The organism is Burkholderia sp. BCC1047 (assembly GCF_902833155.1).
Classification (GTDB): Bacteria; Pseudomonadota; Gammaproteobacteria; order Burkholderiales; family Burkholderiaceae; genus Burkholderia; species Burkholderia sola.
Genome location: NZ_CADFEH010000003.1, coordinates 338503 through 355341, shown reverse-complemented (window position 1 = coordinate 355341; position 16839 = coordinate 338503). Strand labels below are relative to the sequence as shown.

Here is a 16839-nt window from a genome sequence, read left to right as displayed (position 1 = left end):
CCATGAATGCACCCGCACAACTGAGCGAAGTGAAGGCAGCCGGCGGCGTGCCGGCGCTGATGCCGGACCAAGCTGTCGACATGTTCACCGAGCGCGGCTTTGTCCTGGCCAACCGCATCGCCAAGGCATATGCGAGCAGCGACGCCGTTCCGGCACAGTTCCGGTCGCACAACCTGAAGAAGGCGAACGGCGAGGAAATCTGGGTCGAGAACCCGTCCGCGATCGGCAACTGTCTTGTCGCGATCGAGGTCGCGCGCGCCGTTCGCATGTCGATCACTGCCGTGATGCAGAACGCCGACATGATCGAGGGCAAGCTGCGGTGGTCGGGCAAGTTCGTGATCGCCGCCATCAACGCATCGGGCCGCTTCACGCCGCTGCGCTTCCAGATGATCAGCCGCGGCAAGATCTCGGCGAAGTACAAGGAAAAGACCGGCTGGAATCAGCAGGCTCGAAAGCCGATCTTCGAAGAGCGCGAGGTCGAGGTCGATGACATCGAGTGCATCGCTTGGGCGCTCCCGCGGGGCACACCGGAACCGCGCCTCGCACCCGAGCAGGTTCGTCAGTACGCGGGCCGCATGCTCGACCTGTACCGGGACATCGGCATGCCCGTGATCGAATCGGCGCCGGTCAGCATGCGAATGGTCGTCGAGGAAGGCTGGTACGGGAAGGCAGGATCGAAGTGGCAGACCGGGCTACGCACGCTGATGTTCCAGTACCGCGCTGGCAGTTTCTTCGGCAACATCCACGCGCCCGACATCGTCATGGGCATGGGTCGCACGTCCGAAGAAGAGGCAGATGTCGTCGACGTCTCCCCGGACGGGTCCTACACGGTCTACAGCACGACCCTCGACGAGCTGCGCGGCGGCCGCGCTGAGCCCGCCGACGAAGTTCCGCGCGGCGCATCGCAGCCGCAAACGGGACCCGCGACGGAATCGCACACGCACGGCGCGTCGCCGGCGGCCGCCCAAGCCGATCCGGTCGACGACCAGGACGGGCCGCCTGAGGACGGCAACCATGGTCAAGGCGGTTTCGAATTCGATGCCGCCGGCCTCGTACGCGGTATTCGCGAGGACATCGAGTCCGCCAAGTCGCCCGAAGACCTCGACCTCGCCCGCAGCGCGATCGCCGGCGTACCGGACGAAACCGCGAAGGCCGAACTGAACGCCCGCGCCTCGGCGCGCATGCGCGCCATCACGGCGGCAGCTGAACAGGCGGCCGCCGGCAAGGCATCTTCCCAAACGACCGCGCCGGCCGGCCGCCGGCCGCGCGGCCCGATCAACGCCGACTAACACGCGCCTCCCGCCGCCAAGGATTTCGACATGACCGACAAGAACGTCCTCCAGATGACCGCCGACAGCATCGGCAAAGACCTGCTTTCCGCGCTGGTGACCGAAATGAAGCTGATGCCCGACGTCTGGGTGAAGCTGTCCGAGAAGAAGCAAAACGACGTCATCGACCGGATGCGTGCACGCGTCGAGCACAACGTGAAGATGGCGACGCACCTGATCGCGAGCGATGGCCGCATCGTCGTTCAGGGCGACCTCGACCAGATCACGATCAAGGACGGAGTCAAGGCGGTCGTGAAATTCGGCGGCTCGCAACCGAACCTGCACGAGCTGTACGAGGCGAGCGGAAAAGCCGTCCTGGTCGTCGTCGCAAACCCCGACGAGCACACCGGCGGCATGGACGAGATCCGCGGCGAATCGGATCAGCGCGGCTTGGACCTCGGCCGCGAGTACACGGACAACGACGGCGACGGGATGGACGGCGACAAACCCGACAGCGACGTGGTCGACGCCGATTTCCGCGAGGTGCCGAAGCTCGGCGACGGCCCGATGCAAGCGCAGATCGACGAACAGCATCAGGCCGGCCGGCAGGCGGCCGCCGAAGGCAAGCCCGAAAGCGAATGCCCTGTGATGGCCGGCGAGCTGTGCATCGCATGGGTGAAGGGCTGGAAGGAGTGGCACGAGGAACAAGCCGCCTCCGGCAACGAGGATCCGCTGTACGCCCAAGTCGAAGCGTTTGTGATCGAACAGCAGAAAGTGTCGATTTCGAGCGTGCAGCGCCAGTTCAAGATTGGCTACAACCGCGCCGCGCGGCTGGTCGAGCTGCTCGAAGCGAAGGGCATCGTCAGCGCGATGGAGTCGGACGGCGGCCGCACGGTTCTGCGGCCGCGCGGAACGCAGGGAGAAGAATCGTGAAAATCACCGACATCTACGTGGCGAACGTTCTCGGGATCCGCACGGCGGACCTCCGGCTCGCGAAACCCGTCGCCCTCTTCACCGGCCCGAACGGCGCCGGCAAGAGCAGCCTGCAGGAAGCCGTGCGCATGGCGCTCACCGGCGACACCGTGCGCGTCGCGCTTAAGAAGGAATACGGCTCGCTCGTCACCGAGGGGGCCGACGGCGGCCAGATCGTTGTCGCATGCGGCGAGCAGGCGAACAGCGTCATGCTGCCGTCCGGCAAGCTGAAGCGCGAGCTCGCCGAGGATCCGCGCCTGCCGCTGGTGCTCGACGCCCAGCGGTTCGCACACCTCGGCGCGACCGAGCGCCGGGCGTTCCTGTACGACCTGATGGGCGTGAAGATCGGCGTAGACGAAATGCGTGCGCGTCTGCTGGGCAAGCTCGGATTCCGCGCCGATGCGGTGCCGGCACCGGCCGCCGCGCGGCTCGCGGCGATCACGCCGATGTTGCGCGCAGGCTTCGAAGCGGGACAGAAGGAAGCGGCCGACCGCGCGCGCGGCGCGAAGCAGTCGTGGCGCAACGCGACCGGCGAGACGTACGGCAGTCAGAAGGGAGCGACGTGGCGGCCGGCGGCGGTCGAGTTCGACGAAGCTGCGTTGCGGAAGCTCACGGGCGACCGCGCGGCGCTCGACGACCGGATCGGCGACCTGCAGCAGCAGATCGGCGCGGCCGATGCGGCGGACACGGCTGCACGTGCCCGCGCGTCGAAGATCGCAGATCTGCGTACGCGCGCCGCCGGTTACGCGAAGGCGGTCGAACTCGCGCAGCTGGCCGACGAGCAGGTCGCCGAGTTTCTGCCCAAGGTCGAAGCGCTTCGGGTGCGCGCCGGCGCGGCGCCGGCCGGCACCGAATGCTCGTGCCCCGAGTGCGGCGCGCTCCTGCGCTACCTCAACGGCGTGCTGTCGGCGGCGGCAGCAGCCGGCACGCGCGACGATGAGGCTGCCGCGAAACTGCCCGAGTACGAGCAGGGCCTGAAGACGCTGCAAAACGCAGCCGCCAACCGCAAACGCGATGTCGAAGCGGCCGACGCGGCTGCGACGCAACTACGAGCGCTCGAAGACGACGCGGAGGACAGCGGCGCGGCCGCCGCACGCGAGAGCGGCGACGCCGCGCGCTCGGAACTGGCCGACCTTCAGCGCCGTCGCAAGCAGCTCGACACCGATATCGCGACGCTTCGCGAAATCGAGCGGCGCGCCACCGGTGCCGCCGATCTGGCGAAGCAGGCTGCGGCGCTGCACGACGACGTCGCGGCGTACGAGGCGATCGCCGAGGCGCTCGCACCGAACGGTATCCCGGCCGACCTGCTCAGCGAAGCGCTCACGCCGATGAATGAGCGCCTGACGGACCTCGCCGAGATGTCCGAATGGGCCGACGTGACGATCACGCCCGAGATGGAAGTTCTTGCGGACGGGCGCGCGTATGCCCTGCTCTCCGAATCGGAACGCTGGCGCGTCGACGCGCACATCGCCGCGGCGATCAGCCACTTCTCGGGCCTGAAGCTGCTCGTGCTCGATCGCGCCGACGTCCTGGTCGGCCCGGAGCGCGACCGGCTGCTCTACTGGCTCGACGATCTCGCGTACAGCAACCAGATCGAAACCGCGCTCGTGTTCATGAGCCTGAAGACGCCGCCCGGCAGCCTGCCCGAAGCCATCGAAGCATTCTGGGTCGAGGACGGTCAGGTCGCGCCGGCCGCGCAGCACGCAATACGGGAGGCAGCGTGAGAGAGGACATCGAGAAGTATCTCGCCGAGACGTCGGAAGCCACGGCGAAGGCCGTGGCGACCGGAACCGGGCTCCCGCATCTCGACGTGACGAAGGAGCTGAACCGGATGCTCGGCGAGGCGATTGTCGAGCGCGAAAAGCGGGCCGGCGGCGGCAACGAGTATGTGTACTGGCTCGCGCGCGCAGCGCAGCCGGCCACGCCAGCCGGCGACGCGCCACCGGCCGCTGTAGCGCCGCAGCTGGTTTCGGTCGGCCTGGTCGACGACTCGGTCGATCCGAATGCCCGCGTCATCGACGCCGCGCGGATCATCGCGGACCTACGCGCCGACGTTGAGCGCCTCACCGCCGAGCGCGACGCCGCGCAACTGAAGGCCGACACCTGGCGCGCGAACGCCGCGGCGCTCGAAGCGCGCATCGACGAGCTGACGCTTGGTCCCGTCGGCGCACGGGCGCCGCTGTTCGTGACGGTCGGCAGGTATTGCAAACCACGGCGTCACGCATCGCTCGAGAAAGCCCAGCGGCGCGGCAGCGCGCTCGTGCGCAGCGAGAAGGAGTCGGAAGTGCTTGTGCTCGAACCGGTCGGCCGGATCGTGCGCGGCACGCAGTGGATGCCACGCTGATTCAACAGAGCCTAACCCGCGCGGCTTACCTCGGTCCGCGCGGCATTCGAAGGGCGCCGATCGGCGCCCTTCTCTTTTCCGGAGAAACCATGCAGATCCAGCTTCCCACGCTCGCCGACGGCGAGATCTACCTTGGCGGCTTCGTCGACAAGAATGGCGACGTCACGCACACGATTCTGCTGCCTGGCGACAACAACGATGCCACCTGGCAGGAACAGATGGACTGGGCCAAGAGCATCGGGGGTGATTTGCCGACTCGCGCCGAGCTCGTGATCGCTTACGAACTGCACCGCGACCTGTTCGAAAAGGCCGCTTATTGGTCGAACACGCCCGACGACGATCCGGATTATGCCGGCTGGGCGTGGTGCCAGCACTTCACCAGTGGCTACCAGAACGGCACCCGCCAGAGCCGCGAGTTGCGCGCCCGCGCCGTCCGCAGATTGTCGATTTAACCCTTCATCCATTCACAACCGGAGCATGCAATGACGATCACGCTGGAACAGATCGAAGCAGATCACGCGCGCATCGGCGCGCTGATCGACGAGTTCAAGAAGCAGCCGCGCGCGACCGAGTACCACGTCGACGCCGCCACGGTACCGCTCGCGGCCGGCGAGCGCATCGCCGGGCAGATCCTTCTCGAAGACGGTTCGCTGAGCCACTACCTGATTCTCCTGCCGGGCGATGCCGAAGATCTGGACTGGGAAGCGGCGAAGGCATGGGCCGCCGAACGTGGCGGCGAACTGCCGACGCGGCGGGAGCAATCGCTCCTGTTCGCGAACCTGAAGGGAGAGTTCGAGCCGAGCTGGTACTGGTCCAGCGAACGTCACGAATCGAACTCCGGCTGGGCGTGGTACCAGCACTTCTTCCATGGCCTCCAGGACGACCTCCGCCAGAACTACGAGTTGCGCGCCCGCGCCGTCCGCAGATTTATCCCTTCAGTCTTTTGATCATTTGACCCACCGTGGCCCTGCACAACCAGCTCCCGATATATCGAGCGGCCTACGGGCTGCTCGATGACGCCACCAGCCTGGTCAAGAACATGCCCCGCGACTTCAAGCGCAGCATCGGCGAGAAGATCAGCGCGGAATGCATCGAGATCATGGTGTTGGTGTTCCGCGCGAACGTCGCGGCCGACAAAGCGCCCCATCTCGCTGAATTGCTCGAGCGCCTGCAGGTGATCGAGTTGTTGCTTCGTCTCAGCATGGACAAGCGCCTGATCGCCCGTGACGGCTATGCAGCCGCCGTCGAGAAAACGACGAGCATCGGGAAGCAGGCCAACGGCTGGAAGAACGCCGCAAACCGTCGCCCGCTCCGCTAAGGTCAAGGCCTTCGCGGCTGAGCGATAAATCAATCTGGTCGTGCCGCTGGCTCACAAGGCCACCGCCATGCGCAATGAGGAAACCGGCCGCCGGCGTGCGGAAAGGTCCAGCGCAGTTTCCCGGCTGAGAAATTGGCTGGGCGACGTAGATCGCACGATACCTCCGGCTGGGCGTGGTACCAGAACTTCAACAATGGCAACCAGAACAACAACCACCAGAACAACGAGTTGCGCGCCCGCGCCGTCCGCAGATCGAGGGCCGTTATCGTTCGCCGAACTGGTCGAAGCATATCTCGACTGCCGGCGGACGAAGCGAAACAGCAATGCGGCGCTCGCGTTCGAGATGCGGCTCGAACGGAACCTGCGCCGCCTGTACGACGAGCTGGCCGACGGCAGCTACATGCCCGGCCGCTCGAAGTGCTTCGTCATCACGCGACCGAAGCCGCGCGAGGTCTGGGCGGCTGCGTTTCGCGATCGCATCGTGCACCACCTGCTTTACAACCGGATCGGCCCGCGCTTTGAGCGGTCCTTCATCGCCGATTCATGCGCCTGCATCAAGGGGCGCGGCACGCTATACGCCGCGCAGCGCCTCGAAGCGAAGGTGCGGTCGATCACGCAGAATTGGTCGAAGCGCGCGTTCTACCTGAAATGCGATCTCGCGAACTTCTTCGTCAGTATCGACAAGCGGATCCTGCGCGACCTGCTGCTCGCGAAGATCCCCGAGCCGTTCTGGCGCGCGCTGACCGATCGCGTGCTGATGCACGATCCACGGGGCGACTTCGAATACCACGGCGACCCGGCAATGATGCAGCTCGTGCCGCCCCATAAACGGTTACTCGAACAGGCGTCCGACCTCGGCCTGCCGATCGGGAACCTTTCGAGCCAGTTCTTCGCGAACGTCTACCTCGACGTGCTCGACCAGCGCGCGAAGCACGTGCTCGGCGCGCGGCACTACATCCGATACGTCGACGACTTCGTGTTCCTGCACGCCTCGCCGGCGCGCTTGAACGAGATCCTCGCCGATGTCACGGATTTCCTGCCGGAACGGCTCGGCGCTCGGATCAATCCACGCAAGACCATCCTGCAACCAATCGACCGCGGCATCGACTTCGTCGGGCAGGTCATCAAGCCGTGGCGCCGGGAGACGCGGAAGCGAACGCGCAATGAAGCGTTGCGGCGCATCGCCGAAACACCGGCCGCCGACCTTATGCCCGTTGCGAATTCGTATTTTGGCCTGCTGCGCCAGGCGACCGCTAGCCATCACGATCGAGCAGGGCTGGCGAATCTGCTCCGGTCGCTCGGCAAAGCCGTCGATCGCGACCTCACCAAGACTTTCGGCTAAGCCGAGCACCCAGCCATTGGGGCTGACCACCGAGGATAGATCTAGAATGAAACAAGACTTGACGGCTCGCGTCTACAACAGCTTCGGTTTCTGCTGCGGCCTTGGCGGCGGCGCCAAGGGCTTCACCAAAGCCACGTCCCGCGTCGGCAACATGACCGCGACGTGGCGCTGCATCGGCGGGATCGACAACGACCCGGCGGCCGCGCGCGACTTCGAAACGCTGGTCGGCACGCCGTGCACGGTCATGGACCTCTTCACGCGCGAGCAGTACACCGCGTTCCACGGCGCCGAGCCGCCGGCCGGCTGGCGCGAGGCCACCCCCGAAGACGTGCGGCGCGCCGCCGGCTACCAGCACCCGCATTGCGTGTTCATCTCGTCGCCGTGCAAAGGGGCGTCCGGGTTGCTCTCGGAGCGGCTCAGCCGCACGCCGAAGTACCAGGCGCTCAACGAGCTGACGCTGCGGTGCGTGTGGCTGATGTGCGAGGCATGGAAGGACGATCCGGTCGAACTGATCGTGTTCGAAAACGTCCCCCGGCTCGCGACGCGCGGCCGCCACCTGCTCGACCAAATCGGCCAAATTCTTCGGCACTACGGCTACGCGGTGAATGAAACGACGCACGACTGCGGCGTGATCGGCGGGCTGGCACAGAGCCGCAAGCGATTCCTGCTCGTGGCGCGGCACATGGAAAAGGTGCCGGCGTGCCTGTACGAGCCGCCGGTCAAGCGCCTGCAGGGCGTCGGCACACTGCTCGGCCGCATGCCGCTGCCGGGCGACGTCGAGGCCGCCGGCCCGATGCACCGCGTGCCGTCGTTGCAGTGGAAAACGTGGGTGCGCCTCGCATTCGTCGAAGCCGGCAGCGACTGGCGCAGCCTGGACAAGCTCGCGGTCGAGAACGGCCATCTGCGCGACTACCTGATCGTGCCGGACATGCACAACGGCGTGCTCGGCGTGAACCGCTGGGAGGAACCGTGCGGTGTGGTGGCCGGTGCGAGCCGCCCGGGGAATGGCACCTATTCGGTAGCGGACCCGCGCGGGCCGGCCGACGCCGCGCAATACCAGCAGTACGGCGTACTCGACTGGAACGACCACGCTGGCACGATCACCGGCCAGAAGTCGCCCGGGCAAGGCACCTTCAGCGTCGCGGACCCGCGCCACCAGGGGCCGGCGAAGCACAACAACGAATTCCGGATCGTTCCGTGGCACGACGCCGCCGGCGCCGTCACCAGCGCGCACGGCACTGGTCAATGCGTGCAAGATCCGCGGCCGCCGGCCGGCCCACTGTTCAGCAAGTACAAGGTGACCGAATGGGACGGTCACGCCGGGACGGTCATCGGCGGCGATGACCAGGGCGCGTACGCGGTCGCCGATCCGCGCGCGAGCACCGGTTTCGAAGGCGCCGGCAAGTACCGCGTGACAGGCTTCGACGAGCCCGCCGGCACGGTCATCGCGCGCAGCGACAGCGGTCAAGGCGCGTTCGCCGTAGCCGACCCGCGCCCGGGCATGCGCCGCGAGCGCGGCGACGCGTACCTGACTGGTGGCCACTACGGCGTGGTCGGCTGGGACCAGCACAGCGGCGCGGTGTCGGCTGCCGCCGGCCACGATAACGGGCGCTGGTCCGTCGCTGATCCGCGCCTGCCCGCGGCGAACGAGAAGACCATCGCCGTGATCCGCGCGCTCGACGGCACCTGGCACCGGCCGTTCACCACGCTCGAGCTGGCCGTCCTCCAATCTCTCGTGGAGCCGGAGGAGTATCTCGAGCTCGACGGACTGTCCGACCAGGCGTGGCGCGAGCGCATCGGCAACGCGGTGCCGCCGGACGCCGCGCAGGCGATCGCCGAGGCGATGGGCACGACGCTGCTGCTCGCCGAATCCGGCGAGACGTTCCAGCTTTCGTCGACGCCGGTCTGGGTGCGCCCGATAGCGATCGCGCTGACCGTCGCGCCGCAGCCCTTCTAACTCAGAGGCTCCTGATGCCCTGCACTCCGTTTCGCCTTCCCGGCGGCATGTCCGGAATCATCTGCACGCGAGGTCGCAAGCGCGAGCGTCGCTGCTCGGTCGAGGGCTGCAACGCGCCGAGCGGCTACCAGTGCGATTTCCAGACGAAGCCGGGCAAGACGTGCGACCGGCACTTGTGCGCGGTGCATGCGCACCTGGTCGGCGCCGATACCCACTTCTGCCCTACGCATCTCGCGGAATCGAGCGGCAAAAAACAGGGCGACTTATTCGCATGACCACCGAGGCTCACACCATGACCCATCACTCGAACTCATCTGCTCGGCTGCTGATCGTTGCCGCCCTGGTTGGCAGCATCGTAACTGCCGGGTGCTCTGACGCCGACGTGGCGTCGAAGAATTTGTCGACTGCTGCCGACAACTTCCAGATCAATCGTCGCATCGTGTTCTACAACGGGTTCACTGGCGAGTACATGCTGACCATCGAGGGGCTTTGCTCGAAGGACAACTCCAGCACCGATACGAAGCTCGCGATTATCTGCAAAACCGGTCCGAACGAGTACAAGAAGCACTTCCTCGGACTGTCGAATAACGTGACGTACTTCATCGAGCAGCTCGAGCCCGCTCCGGCGAGCACCTACCACTACAAGGTGGTATTCAAGCCTTCGGTGATCGTGCCGGATATCTCCGTCAAGTGAGGACGATGATGACCACCAACACGTACGGCGGCTATACCGTCGACCAGCTGCGCGAGTTCATCCGCCACCACTACGACGCCGAGCATGGCGGCGACAACATCGACGAACTCACGAGCGACCGTTCGGCGAGCGTCAAGATCGTGCGCGACCTGCTCGACGCCATCGAGCCGCAGCAGGACGGCGATCTGCTGCGTCCGATTGCCCGCTGGGTCTACAACGCGGTGCGCGTGAATCTGAACCTCTTGCATGGAATCTGCAGCGAATTCGGATGCCAGCAGGGCGAAGACGTCGCAATGTGGCTGCGCGCGCGGCTGGCTGGTGTGCCGACGCCGTGCATGTGCAGCGGCGTGGGCCCGTGCGAGCAGCGCACGGACGGTTCCTGCCGGCGCGACCGCGCCGCCGTCCCTGCGCAGGCGGCTGAACCGGTGGCGGAAGTGTCCGGCGACTGCTTCATCGTTATCGGTCATGGAGAAACTGACATTCCGGAAGCGAAGATCGTCACGCGCCGCGATGACTTGCTCGATGCCGTGCTCGGCATGATGTACTGCCCTGCATCGGATGCGCCCGACGACGTGCGCGCCGAGTACGCAGCAGCGCTAGCCGACGAGGATGAATGGGCCGCAGATACGTGGTCAGTGTCGTTTGAGATCGGCGGCATTGTCGTTTGGCGCGTCGGGCTTCACCCGTTCGCCCCGCAGCCTCCCGCGCAGGCAGACGCTCGCCCGACCGATGATGAACTGTGGGACCAAACGCTGCGTGAGCGCGACAACTACTGCGAATGGGCCGACAAGCTGGCGAACGCGATTGCCACGTATTTAGGCTTCGAGATCGGCGAGCACTCGAACGTCAACAATCCGTGGCGTGAAGCTCTAGAAGCAATCGAGAACGCCGCCCAGGCAGACGCTCGGGCGCGGCTGACGGACGAGCAGATCGACGCGATCGCGAACGACGGACACCGGAACGCCGCTGGAGGCATCTACGCGACAAGCGTGCACGCGTTCGCCCACGCTTGCATCAGAGCCGCCCATCCGGGCCAGCCGGAGCCCCGCGCCGAGGTGTCGCCCGACGATCAGCGGGACGGCACGCGCTGGCGCACGCTGATGAAGAAAGGTGAGCCGGAGGTCTATGTCGAACGCACGGAGCGCCGTGTGATTCAACGTACGCCAGCCGTCGCGTTCTCCAGCCCGAATCTCACCGACAACATAGGCGTCAACACAACGTCCGAGATGTGGGTCAAGCGGTACTCGATATTTGCGTGGTGGTCGCGCGAGAACGAATATCGAACGTTCACCGAAGCCGTCGACGCGATCGCAGCGGGTGCGATCCAATGAAGCTGACCGACGTCGAAGTGTTCGCGATCCGCGCGGCCGAGCTGCCCCCACACCTGCGCGAGAAGCTGTATCCGGAGCTGACGCTGCGCTGCTCGGCCTGCGACGGAACGGGGGACGTTCACGACGCGACCGGCGAGTGGCGCGGCGTATGCACCGCATGCGTCGCGTCGGCAGAACCGCCCCCCATCTCACGATGATCGATGAATCTGCGCGTAGATCTCGCGCATGCCTCGGTGGGTACAGGGGCGCCCTGGTGCGGCGCTCTCGATCGCAACGTTGATGTCCCGCGTCGAGAGGTTCGGATGGCGCAGTCGATCGTACAAAGCGTCAATGTGATCGGCATGGAGGAATTTCTGGCTTTTTTCGTTGAACCAGATCCTCGCCTTACCGTCCTGCATCTCGTCGACACGCAAGCGTTTCTCCTGCGCGATTTCGAATACGAGCGTGCGAAATTCAGCCTTGGTCATATCGGTCCTCCCGATCACGCGTATCGCGTCAACCACTCTTCGGAAAACTGCTTCGCATAGGCAACCGCTTCGGCTTCCGTGTCGAATTCGCCGAGTTTCCGAAACGCCGCCTCGCGGCTGAATCCCACTTTCGTCACTTCGACCTGCGCGGCGAACTTGCCGTCGTCGGTCGGGCGTGGCGTGCAGTTCATCTCGTACCCACGCATCAGGAAAACCGTCTTCATCTGGTGCTCGCTGGAAAAATCCGGAGGAATCGTAGCATGTCGACGTCGACACACAACCTGTGGACGACCGCCGAGGCGCTCCTGCTCGCCCGCCTCTATCCGTCTTCCATCCCAGCCAAGGCTCTGTACGCAGCGTTTCCGCGACGCTCGCGGAAATCGGTCCAGACCTTTGCCCTTCGAGTGCTGAAGGTCAGGCGACCAGAGCGCGACCGCAAGGTATGCGCAACGCCGGCATGGGACCGCATGCGCGCCATTCTCGAAACGGAGCGCCTGTCGGTTCGCGAACTGGTGGCACGCTGCGGTGTCTCGCAGCAGCGCGTCAGCGAGCTGCTGACGATTCACCGCACCGAAGTGCAGATCGTCGACTGGATCCCGCCCGTCGGCCGAGCTCAGTGGCGGGCGGTCTGGACGGTCGGCACCGGGCCTGACGTGCCGTGCCCGGCCGCTATCAAAACCGAAGCTGCGCGCGCGGCGCGCGACGCCATGAAGCGCAATCCGTTCCTCGCCGCTGCGGGTCTTGTGACGATCCCAGTCGGCGAGCGCGGCCGTGTTTTTCAGCAGCCTATGGACGTCGACGACGAGGAGCTTGCGGCATGAGCACGCGAACCATCATCGAGATCAACCACGACTTCCTGCTTCGACTGCTGGCCGATCCACCCGCCCTCGCCGACACACTGCGCTCGGTCTGCTGCGACCACCAGGCGGAGCTGAACGATGACAACGGCCGCGGCCGGCCGCTCGACCTCGGTGGCGGCATTCGTATCGTCTATCGCCGACACCACAGCGAGGAAGCGCGCCTCACCACCAAATACGTCGACATCCAGATATGACCGCACTTTTCTACCTTCAGGACAGCCGTTCGTTCGTCGGCAACGACGTGCTGTGGTGGGCCGATCCCGACGGCTATACGACCGATCTGCGCAAAGCTCGGCTTTTCACCAGAGACGACGCGCAGCAGCACCACAACATCCGCGAGACGGACATCCCGTGGCCGAAGGAGTACATCGACGCGAAGACGCGCCCGGCCGTCGACGTGCAGTACATCAGGCGCGACGAGGCGCTGCGCGGCACCGGGATCGCCCTGCAGCCCAAGCGAAAGCTCCCGCGTGCGTACACCCTCAACTGCTCGGGCTGTGGACGCTTCGTCAGCGATCGACAGCGATACCTTGAAAATTGCCGCCACTGCGGCGCGGACAACAGACCATGAGCGAGAACACTAAAATCGAGTGGTGCGACTCGACGCCTTCGGCGCCCGCGCGCATCAATCCGGCCACCGGGCGTCCCGGCCCAGCAGCCACACCGGCGCGCGACGGTGACAAAGTGCAGGCTCGCCAGCGCGTCAATGTCGAAGTACGAACCGGCCGGCGGCCACACCCCAACGATTTGCCCTGCGTCGATTGCGGTCACATCTACGCGATCGGCGAGCGGCGGCACGAGTACGACCACCACCTCGGCTACGCGGCCGAGCATCACCTCGATGTGCAGGCCGTGTGCACGTCGTGCCATGCGAAGCGCGACAGCGCCCGCGCAAACCAGACGCACTGCATTCGCGGCCATGCCTTCGACGAGCAGAACACCTACGTCGCCGGAAATGGCACGCGCCACTGCCGAGCCTGCATGAAGCTGCGCGAAAAGGCGCGGGCCCCGCGTGGCCCGGAGTACTGGGCGCGGGTCAATGCCAAGCGGAGAGGAAAGCGTAATGGCTGAAAACTCGAATATCGAATGGACAGACCACACCTTCAATCCGTTCATCGGCTGCACGAAGGTGTCGCCCGGGTGCGACCACTGCTACGCCGAGCAGCTGATGGACAAGCGCATGCACAAGGTCGTCTGGGGGCCGCACGGTGAGCGCGTGCGCACGTCGGCGGCCACGTGGCGTCAACCGCTTCGATGGAACGCGCAGCACGCGGAGTTCTTCGCCGCGCACGGCCGGCGCCAGCGCGTCTTCTGCGCGTCGCTCGCCGATGTGTTCGACAACGCTGTTGATCCGGCATGGCGGGTCGACCTGTTCGATCTGATCCGATCCACGCCGAACCTCGACTGGCTGATGCTAACGAAGCGGATAAGCAATGTGCGCCCGATGTTGTCGGAGGCGTTATCGATCGCTCAGCACTACGGCATCCGCGGAACTTTCGCCAACTGGCTTGCGTGCTGGGTTGATGGCGAACCGCCGGCCAACGTCTGGCTCGGCGCGACGATCGTGAACCAGGCCGAGGCCGACCGCGACATCGAAAAACTGCTCATGACGCCGGCGCGCCGCCGGTTCCTATCCATGGAGCCGCTGCTTGGGCCGGTCGATCTTCGAGCGTGGTTCGATCCAACGGGTGTTTGCTGCATGCAAGAAATGCAGTCGTGTGCCGACTGCCCTGCCGACGCGCCGTGGATCCACGGTCCCACCACCGAATACGCGGAGGACGGGATGGGCTACAGCTCGCCGAAAATCGACTGGGTGATCGTCGGCGGCGAAAGCGGCCACGGCGCGCGGCCGATGCACCCCGAATGGCCTCGCGATCTTCGCGACCAGTGCGCGGCCTACGGCGTGCCGTTCCTATTCAAGCAGCACGGTGAATGGGCGCCAGGATCGGGCGACTTTGGCGCGGGCCGCATCGAAACGGCTGGGATCGCGCTTGACGGCCGCGTCGCCGCCGGCGGCAATCGCGTCGACGACTACCCGCGTGGCGCCACGAGCGGCGATGGCTGGTCCATGGTTCATCGCGCAGGCAAGCGCGCCGCTGGCCGCCATCTCGACGGCCGCACGCACGACGAATTTCCGGAGGTACGATGAAAGAGCGCCCTATCCTGTTCAGCGGCCCGATGGTGCGCGCAATACTCGAAGGCCGGAAGACGCAAACCCGACGCATCATCAAACTGCCGCACAACAACCCGCTCGGTGTGTGGGAATCGACAAAGGCCGGCGGCGGATCCGTGAAGTATGCCGGCGGAACGCCCGCGCCAGAACTGGCCGCAATCTGGCACACGCGTACCGGCGATTGCTACGTCTGCCCGCACGGTGACGTCGGTGATCGGCTATGGGTTCGCGAAACGCACGAGGTGCGACGCATCGGCACCGAGACGTTCGAAGGCGGCCGCTCGATGCGCCGCTATGCCGGCATCGCTTACCAGGCCGACGACGGCCGCGCCGAGGTCGACATCGGCCTCGACACGTTCCAGGCGCTCGATGCCAAGGAATCACGTGGCTGGTCGCCATCCATCCACATGCCGCGCTGGGCGTCGCGCATCGCGCTCGAGATCACCGGCGTGCGCGCCGAACGCCTGCAGAGCATCAGCGAGGCCGATGCGCGCGCCGAAGGCGTGACCATCGAGGACCACCACATGCGCGGCTACAGCGCCGGAGCCTTCCGGCCGCCGAGCATCCGAGCCTTTCATGACCTGTGGGACAGCCTGAACGCCGCGCGCGGGCATGGCTGGGACGTGAACCCGTGGGTTTGGGTCGTCGAGTTCAAGCGCCTCGGCGCGGGAGAGTGATATGCCGATCGTGACAAACGACGAGCTCGTCGAGCTGACGGGCGGCCTGAAACAGGGAGCGGCGCAGGCGCGCTGGATCAAGAAGGCGCTGGGCATCGATGCGCCGCGGAAAGCCGACGGACATCCGATGCTCACGTGGGAACAGGTGAATCGTCGCGATGAAGTGCCCAGGCGCAAAACCTCCATCAACTGGCAAACGGCGGTATGAAACGAAAGAAGAACATCTTGCGCGATGGCTTGCTGCCGCGCATGGAAGCAATCCCGCGCAAAAAGGGAATCAGCTACCGTTACCACCCAGTCGGCGCAAAACCCATCAGCCTTGGCACCGATAAGGTCGCCGCGATACGGAAGGTACTCGACATCATCGGCGCGGCCGGCGACACCGGCACGATCGGCAAGCTCTGGGAGGAGTTTCAGGAAACGGACCGCTGGAAGCGCTACTCGCCTGACACGCGAAAAGACTACACGCAGTGCTCGGGCCCGCTGCTCCTCAGGTTCAAGGATGCGCGCGCATCCGATATCGAAGCGCCCGACGTCGCTCGCTATCTCCGCAAGGAACGAAAGGACGCTCCGGTACGAGCGAACCGCGAGATCGCCCTGCTCTCGAACTTGATCGGCCTCGCAATCGAGTTCGGCCAGGCGAAAACTAACCCGTGCCGCGAGGTTCGGCGCAACGAGGAGCAGCCTCGCACCGAAACCGCTGATCCTGCCGAGCTTCACGCGTTCACGTCGTGGCTCGCCGCGCAAGGCGGCCAGCGCGCGATGATCGGCATGGCCGCCGAATATGCGGCGCTCGCCGGCAACCGGAAAGTCGAATTCCTCGACCTGTCATGGCCGCAGGTCGATCGCAAGGCCGGTCACATTCGCGTCAAGCGCGCGAAGCAGCGCGGCAAGAAACGTGGCGAGGTCATTGAGCAGATCGAAATCACGCCGCCGCTCGCCGAACTGCTCGACCGACTGGAGGCCGTGCGCGGCGATAGGGAGTGTCTCTATGTCTTTACGACGAAGTTCGGCACGCACTACACGCGCGACGGCTTCAAGGGGTTCTGGGGGAAGTTGATGAACGAGGCGATCGAGGCGAAGATCATCGCCTGCCGATTCACCTTCCATGACCTGCGCGCATACTACGCTACGCAATTCAAGAACGAGAGAGGCACATTGCCTGACCTTCACGCGAATCCGGCGACTACTGCGCGCGTCTACGATCGCAACAAGATCGTGAAGCGCAAGGCGCTTTAAATTCCATTTTGTGGAATTCCAAAACAAAAACGGCACTGGATAAAATCTCAGTGCCGTTTCTAACTATTTGATACTACTAGGAATTCTTTGGGGTGGCTGATGGGACTCGAACCCACGACGACAGGAATCACAATCCTGGACTCTACCAACTGAGCTACAGCCACCACTGATACTGCTTGCTTCGTTTCGCTGTTTTG

At 65.3% G+C, this 16839-nt stretch carries 23 protein-coding genes and 1 tRNA gene; 21 read left to right on the top strand and 3 right to left on the bottom strand.

Annotation, left to right across the window (positions count from 1 at the left end; all coding sequences use genetic code 11):
- Window positions 1-2 precede the first annotated feature (2 nt).
- The 13 genes from HWX55_RS05630 (at window position 3) to HWX55_RS05570 (ending at window position 11423) form a co-directional block, all read left to right on the top strand.
- On the top strand, window positions 3-1289 hold the full coding sequence (locus tag HWX55_RS05630) for a hypothetical protein (RefSeq protein WP_244140493.1): 1287 nt from the start codon (window positions 3-5) through the stop codon (window positions 1287-1289).
- A gap of 30 nt (window positions 1290-1319) precedes the next feature.
- Window positions 1320-2201 carry a DNA translocase FtsK gene (locus tag HWX55_RS36300; RefSeq protein ID WP_175974573.1) on the top strand — a complete coding sequence of 294 codons (882 nt, stop codon included), beginning with the start codon at window positions 1320-1322 and terminating at the stop codon, window positions 2199-2201.
- Entirely contained in the window at window positions 2198-3964 is a 1767-nt protein-coding gene (locus tag HWX55_RS05620; protein WP_175974571.1) for an AAA family ATPase, read from the top strand. The genes HWX55_RS36300 and HWX55_RS05620 overlap by 4 nt, the downstream gene beginning before the upstream one ends.
- Window positions 3961-4584, top strand: coding sequence for a 1-pyrroline-5-carboxylate dehydrogenase (locus tag HWX55_RS05615; protein ID WP_175974569.1), 624 nt, complete (start codon window positions 3961-3963; stop codon window positions 4582-4584). Before HWX55_RS05620 ends, HWX55_RS05615 begins: the two co-directional genes overlap by 4 nt.
- An 89-nt stretch (window positions 4585-4673) precedes the next feature.
- Window positions 4674-5036, top strand: a complete 363-nt coding sequence (locus HWX55_RS05610; protein WP_175974567.1) for a DUF1566 domain-containing protein — start codon at window positions 4674-4676, stop codon at window positions 5034-5036.
- A 30-nt stretch (window positions 5037-5066) separates the two neighbouring features.
- On the top strand, window positions 5067-5531 hold the full coding sequence (locus HWX55_RS05605; protein WP_175974565.1) for a DUF1566 domain-containing protein: 465 nt from the start codon (window positions 5067-5069) through the stop codon (window positions 5529-5531).
- A 14-nt stretch (window positions 5532-5545) separates the two neighbouring features.
- Window positions 5546-5902, top strand: a complete 357-nt coding sequence (locus HWX55_RS05600) for a four helix bundle protein (RefSeq protein WP_175974563.1) — start codon at window positions 5546-5548, stop codon at window positions 5900-5902.
- Window positions 5903-6245: 343 nt separating this feature from the next.
- Entirely contained in the window at window positions 6246-7244 is a 999-nt protein-coding gene (locus HWX55_RS05595; RefSeq protein WP_175974751.1) for an RNA-directed DNA polymerase, read from the top strand.
- A 46-nt stretch (window positions 7245-7290) separates the two neighbouring features.
- Window positions 7291-9201, top strand: a complete 1911-nt coding sequence (locus tag HWX55_RS05590; protein ID WP_175974561.1) for a DNA cytosine methyltransferase — start codon at window positions 7291-7293, stop codon at window positions 9199-9201.
- Between the two features lie 47 nt (window positions 9202-9248).
- Window positions 9249-9476, top strand: a complete 228-nt coding sequence (locus HWX55_RS05585; protein ID WP_244140492.1) for a hypothetical protein — start codon at window positions 9249-9251, stop codon at window positions 9474-9476.
- On the top strand, window positions 9473-9895 hold the full coding sequence (locus HWX55_RS05580) for a hypothetical protein (protein WP_244140491.1): 423 nt from the start codon (window positions 9473-9475) through the stop codon (window positions 9893-9895). Before HWX55_RS05585 ends, HWX55_RS05580 begins: the two co-directional genes overlap by 4 nt.
- A 5-nt stretch (window positions 9896-9900) precedes the next feature.
- On the top strand, window positions 9901-11226 hold the full coding sequence (locus HWX55_RS05575; protein WP_175974557.1) for a hypothetical protein: 1326 nt from the start codon (window positions 9901-9903) through the stop codon (window positions 11224-11226).
- Window positions 11223-11423 (top strand): hypothetical protein, encoded by a 201-nt coding sequence (locus tag HWX55_RS05570; RefSeq protein ID WP_175698533.1) that lies wholly within the window; start codon window positions 11223-11225, stop codon window positions 11421-11423. Before HWX55_RS05575 ends, HWX55_RS05570 begins: the two co-directional genes overlap by 4 nt.
- On the opposite strand, the gene HWX55_RS05565 is transcribed toward HWX55_RS05570, so the two are convergent.
- The gene (locus HWX55_RS05565) at window positions 11415-11693 is read right to left on the bottom strand and encodes a hypothetical protein (RefSeq protein WP_175698534.1); all 279 of its coding nucleotides are present in this window, start codon (window positions 11691-11693) and stop codon (window positions 11415-11417) included. The two genes, HWX55_RS05570 and HWX55_RS05565, sit on opposite strands and share 9 nt — an antisense overlap.
- A gap of 14 nt (window positions 11694-11707) precedes the next feature.
- Complete coding sequence (locus HWX55_RS05560) at window positions 11708-11917, bottom strand: hypothetical protein (protein WP_023474754.1); 210 nt, start codon at window positions 11915-11917, stop codon at window positions 11708-11710.
- A 36-nt stretch (window positions 11918-11953) separates the two neighbouring features.
- Here HWX55_RS05560 and HWX55_RS05555 point away from each other — a divergent pair, with 36 nt between their 5' ends.
- The 8 genes from HWX55_RS05555 to HWX55_RS05520 are packed head-to-tail and all read left to right on the top strand — an operon-like array spanning window position 11954 to window position 16642.
- Complete coding sequence (locus tag HWX55_RS05555; protein ID WP_175974555.1) at window positions 11954-12514, top strand: hypothetical protein; 561 nt, start codon at window positions 11954-11956, stop codon at window positions 12512-12514.
- Window positions 12511-12747, top strand: coding sequence for a hypothetical protein (locus tag HWX55_RS05550; protein WP_175974553.1), 237 nt, complete (start codon window positions 12511-12513; stop codon window positions 12745-12747). Before HWX55_RS05555 ends, HWX55_RS05550 begins: the two co-directional genes overlap by 4 nt.
- A complete protein-coding gene (locus tag HWX55_RS05545) occupies window positions 12744-13124 on the top strand; it encodes a hypothetical protein (protein WP_175974551.1) in 381 nt (126 codons plus the stop codon). Before HWX55_RS05550 ends, HWX55_RS05545 begins: the two co-directional genes overlap by 4 nt.
- Entirely contained in the window at window positions 13121-13624 is a 504-nt protein-coding gene (locus HWX55_RS05540; RefSeq protein ID WP_175974548.1) for a hypothetical protein, read from the top strand. The genes HWX55_RS05545 and HWX55_RS05540 overlap by 4 nt, the downstream gene beginning before the upstream one ends.
- A complete protein-coding gene (locus HWX55_RS05535) occupies window positions 13617-14702 on the top strand; it encodes a phage Gp37/Gp68 family protein (protein WP_175974547.1) in 1086 nt (361 codons plus the stop codon). Before HWX55_RS05540 ends, HWX55_RS05535 begins: the two co-directional genes overlap by 8 nt.
- A gap of 29 nt (window positions 14703-14731) precedes the next feature.
- Window positions 14732-15403, top strand: coding sequence for a hypothetical protein (locus HWX55_RS05530; RefSeq protein WP_244140490.1), 672 nt, complete (start codon window positions 14732-14734; stop codon window positions 15401-15403).
- 1 nt (window position 15404) lies between these two features.
- Complete coding sequence (locus HWX55_RS05525; RefSeq protein ID WP_059584299.1) at window positions 15405-15611, top strand: DUF4224 domain-containing protein; 207 nt, start codon at window positions 15405-15407, stop codon at window positions 15609-15611.
- On the top strand, window positions 15608-16642 hold the full coding sequence (locus HWX55_RS05520) for a tyrosine-type recombinase/integrase (RefSeq protein WP_175974543.1): 1035 nt from the start codon (window positions 15608-15610) through the stop codon (window positions 16640-16642). Before HWX55_RS05525 ends, HWX55_RS05520 begins: the two co-directional genes overlap by 4 nt.
- Window positions 16643-16730: 88 nt before the next feature.
- Here the strand turns inward: HWX55_RS05520 and HWX55_RS05515 are convergent.
- Window positions 16731-16806 (bottom strand) — tRNA-His (locus HWX55_RS05515).
- Window positions 16807-16839: the final 33 nt, after the last annotated feature.

Coding starts and splice junctions, on each gene's coding strand:
- HWX55_RS05580 (WP_244140491.1), top strand. CDS start 9,473: ATGACCACCGAGGCTCACACCATGACCCATCACTCGAACTCATCTGCT.
- HWX55_RS05560 (WP_023474754.1), bottom strand. CDS start 11,917: ATGAAGACGGTTTTCCTGATGCGTGGGTACGAGATGAACTGCACGCCA.
- HWX55_RS05575 (WP_175974557.1), top strand. CDS start 9,901: ATGATGACCACCAACACGTACGGCGGCTATACCGTCGACCAGCTGCGC.
- HWX55_RS36300 (WP_175974573.1), top strand. CDS start 1,320: ATGACCGACAAGAACGTCCTCCAGATGACCGCCGACAGCATCGGCAAA.
- HWX55_RS05585 (WP_244140492.1), top strand. CDS start 9,249: ATGTCCGGAATCATCTGCACGCGAGGTCGCAAGCGCGAGCGTCGCTGC.
- HWX55_RS05570 (WP_175698533.1), top strand. CDS start 11,223: ATGAAGCTGACCGACGTCGAAGTGTTCGCGATCCGCGCGGCCGAGCTG.
- HWX55_RS05535 (WP_175974547.1), top strand. CDS start 13,617: ATGGCTGAAAACTCGAATATCGAATGGACAGACCACACCTTCAATCCG.
- HWX55_RS05565 (WP_175698534.1), bottom strand. CDS start 11,693: ATGACCAAGGCTGAATTTCGCACGCTCGTATTCGAAATCGCGCAGGAG.
- HWX55_RS05545 (WP_175974551.1), top strand. CDS start 12,744: ATGACCGCACTTTTCTACCTTCAGGACAGCCGTTCGTTCGTCGGCAAC.
- HWX55_RS05555 (WP_175974555.1), top strand. CDS start 11,954: ATGTCGACGTCGACACACAACCTGTGGACGACCGCCGAGGCGCTCCTG.
- HWX55_RS05630 (WP_244140493.1), top strand. CDS start 3: ATGAATGCACCCGCACAACTGAGCGAAGTGAAGGCAGCCGGCGGCGTG.
- HWX55_RS05525 (WP_059584299.1), top strand. CDS start 15,405: ATGCCGATCGTGACAAACGACGAGCTCGTCGAGCTGACGGGCGGCCTG.
- HWX55_RS05605 (WP_175974565.1), top strand. CDS start 5,067: ATGACGATCACGCTGGAACAGATCGAAGCAGATCACGCGCGCATCGGC.
- HWX55_RS05595 (WP_175974751.1), top strand. CDS start 6,246: ATGCGGCTCGAACGGAACCTGCGCCGCCTGTACGACGAGCTGGCCGAC.
- HWX55_RS05540 (WP_175974548.1), top strand. CDS start 13,121: ATGAGCGAGAACACTAAAATCGAGTGGTGCGACTCGACGCCTTCGGCG.
- HWX55_RS05520 (WP_175974543.1), top strand. CDS start 15,608: ATGAAACGAAAGAAGAACATCTTGCGCGATGGCTTGCTGCCGCGCATG.
- HWX55_RS05550 (WP_175974553.1), top strand. CDS start 12,511: ATGAGCACGCGAACCATCATCGAGATCAACCACGACTTCCTGCTTCGA.
- HWX55_RS05590 (WP_175974561.1), top strand. CDS start 7,291: ATGAAACAAGACTTGACGGCTCGCGTCTACAACAGCTTCGGTTTCTGC.
- HWX55_RS05530 (WP_244140490.1), top strand. CDS start 14,732: ATGGTGCGCGCAATACTCGAAGGCCGGAAGACGCAAACCCGACGCATC.
- HWX55_RS05610 (WP_175974567.1), top strand. CDS start 4,674: ATGCAGATCCAGCTTCCCACGCTCGCCGACGGCGAGATCTACCTTGGC.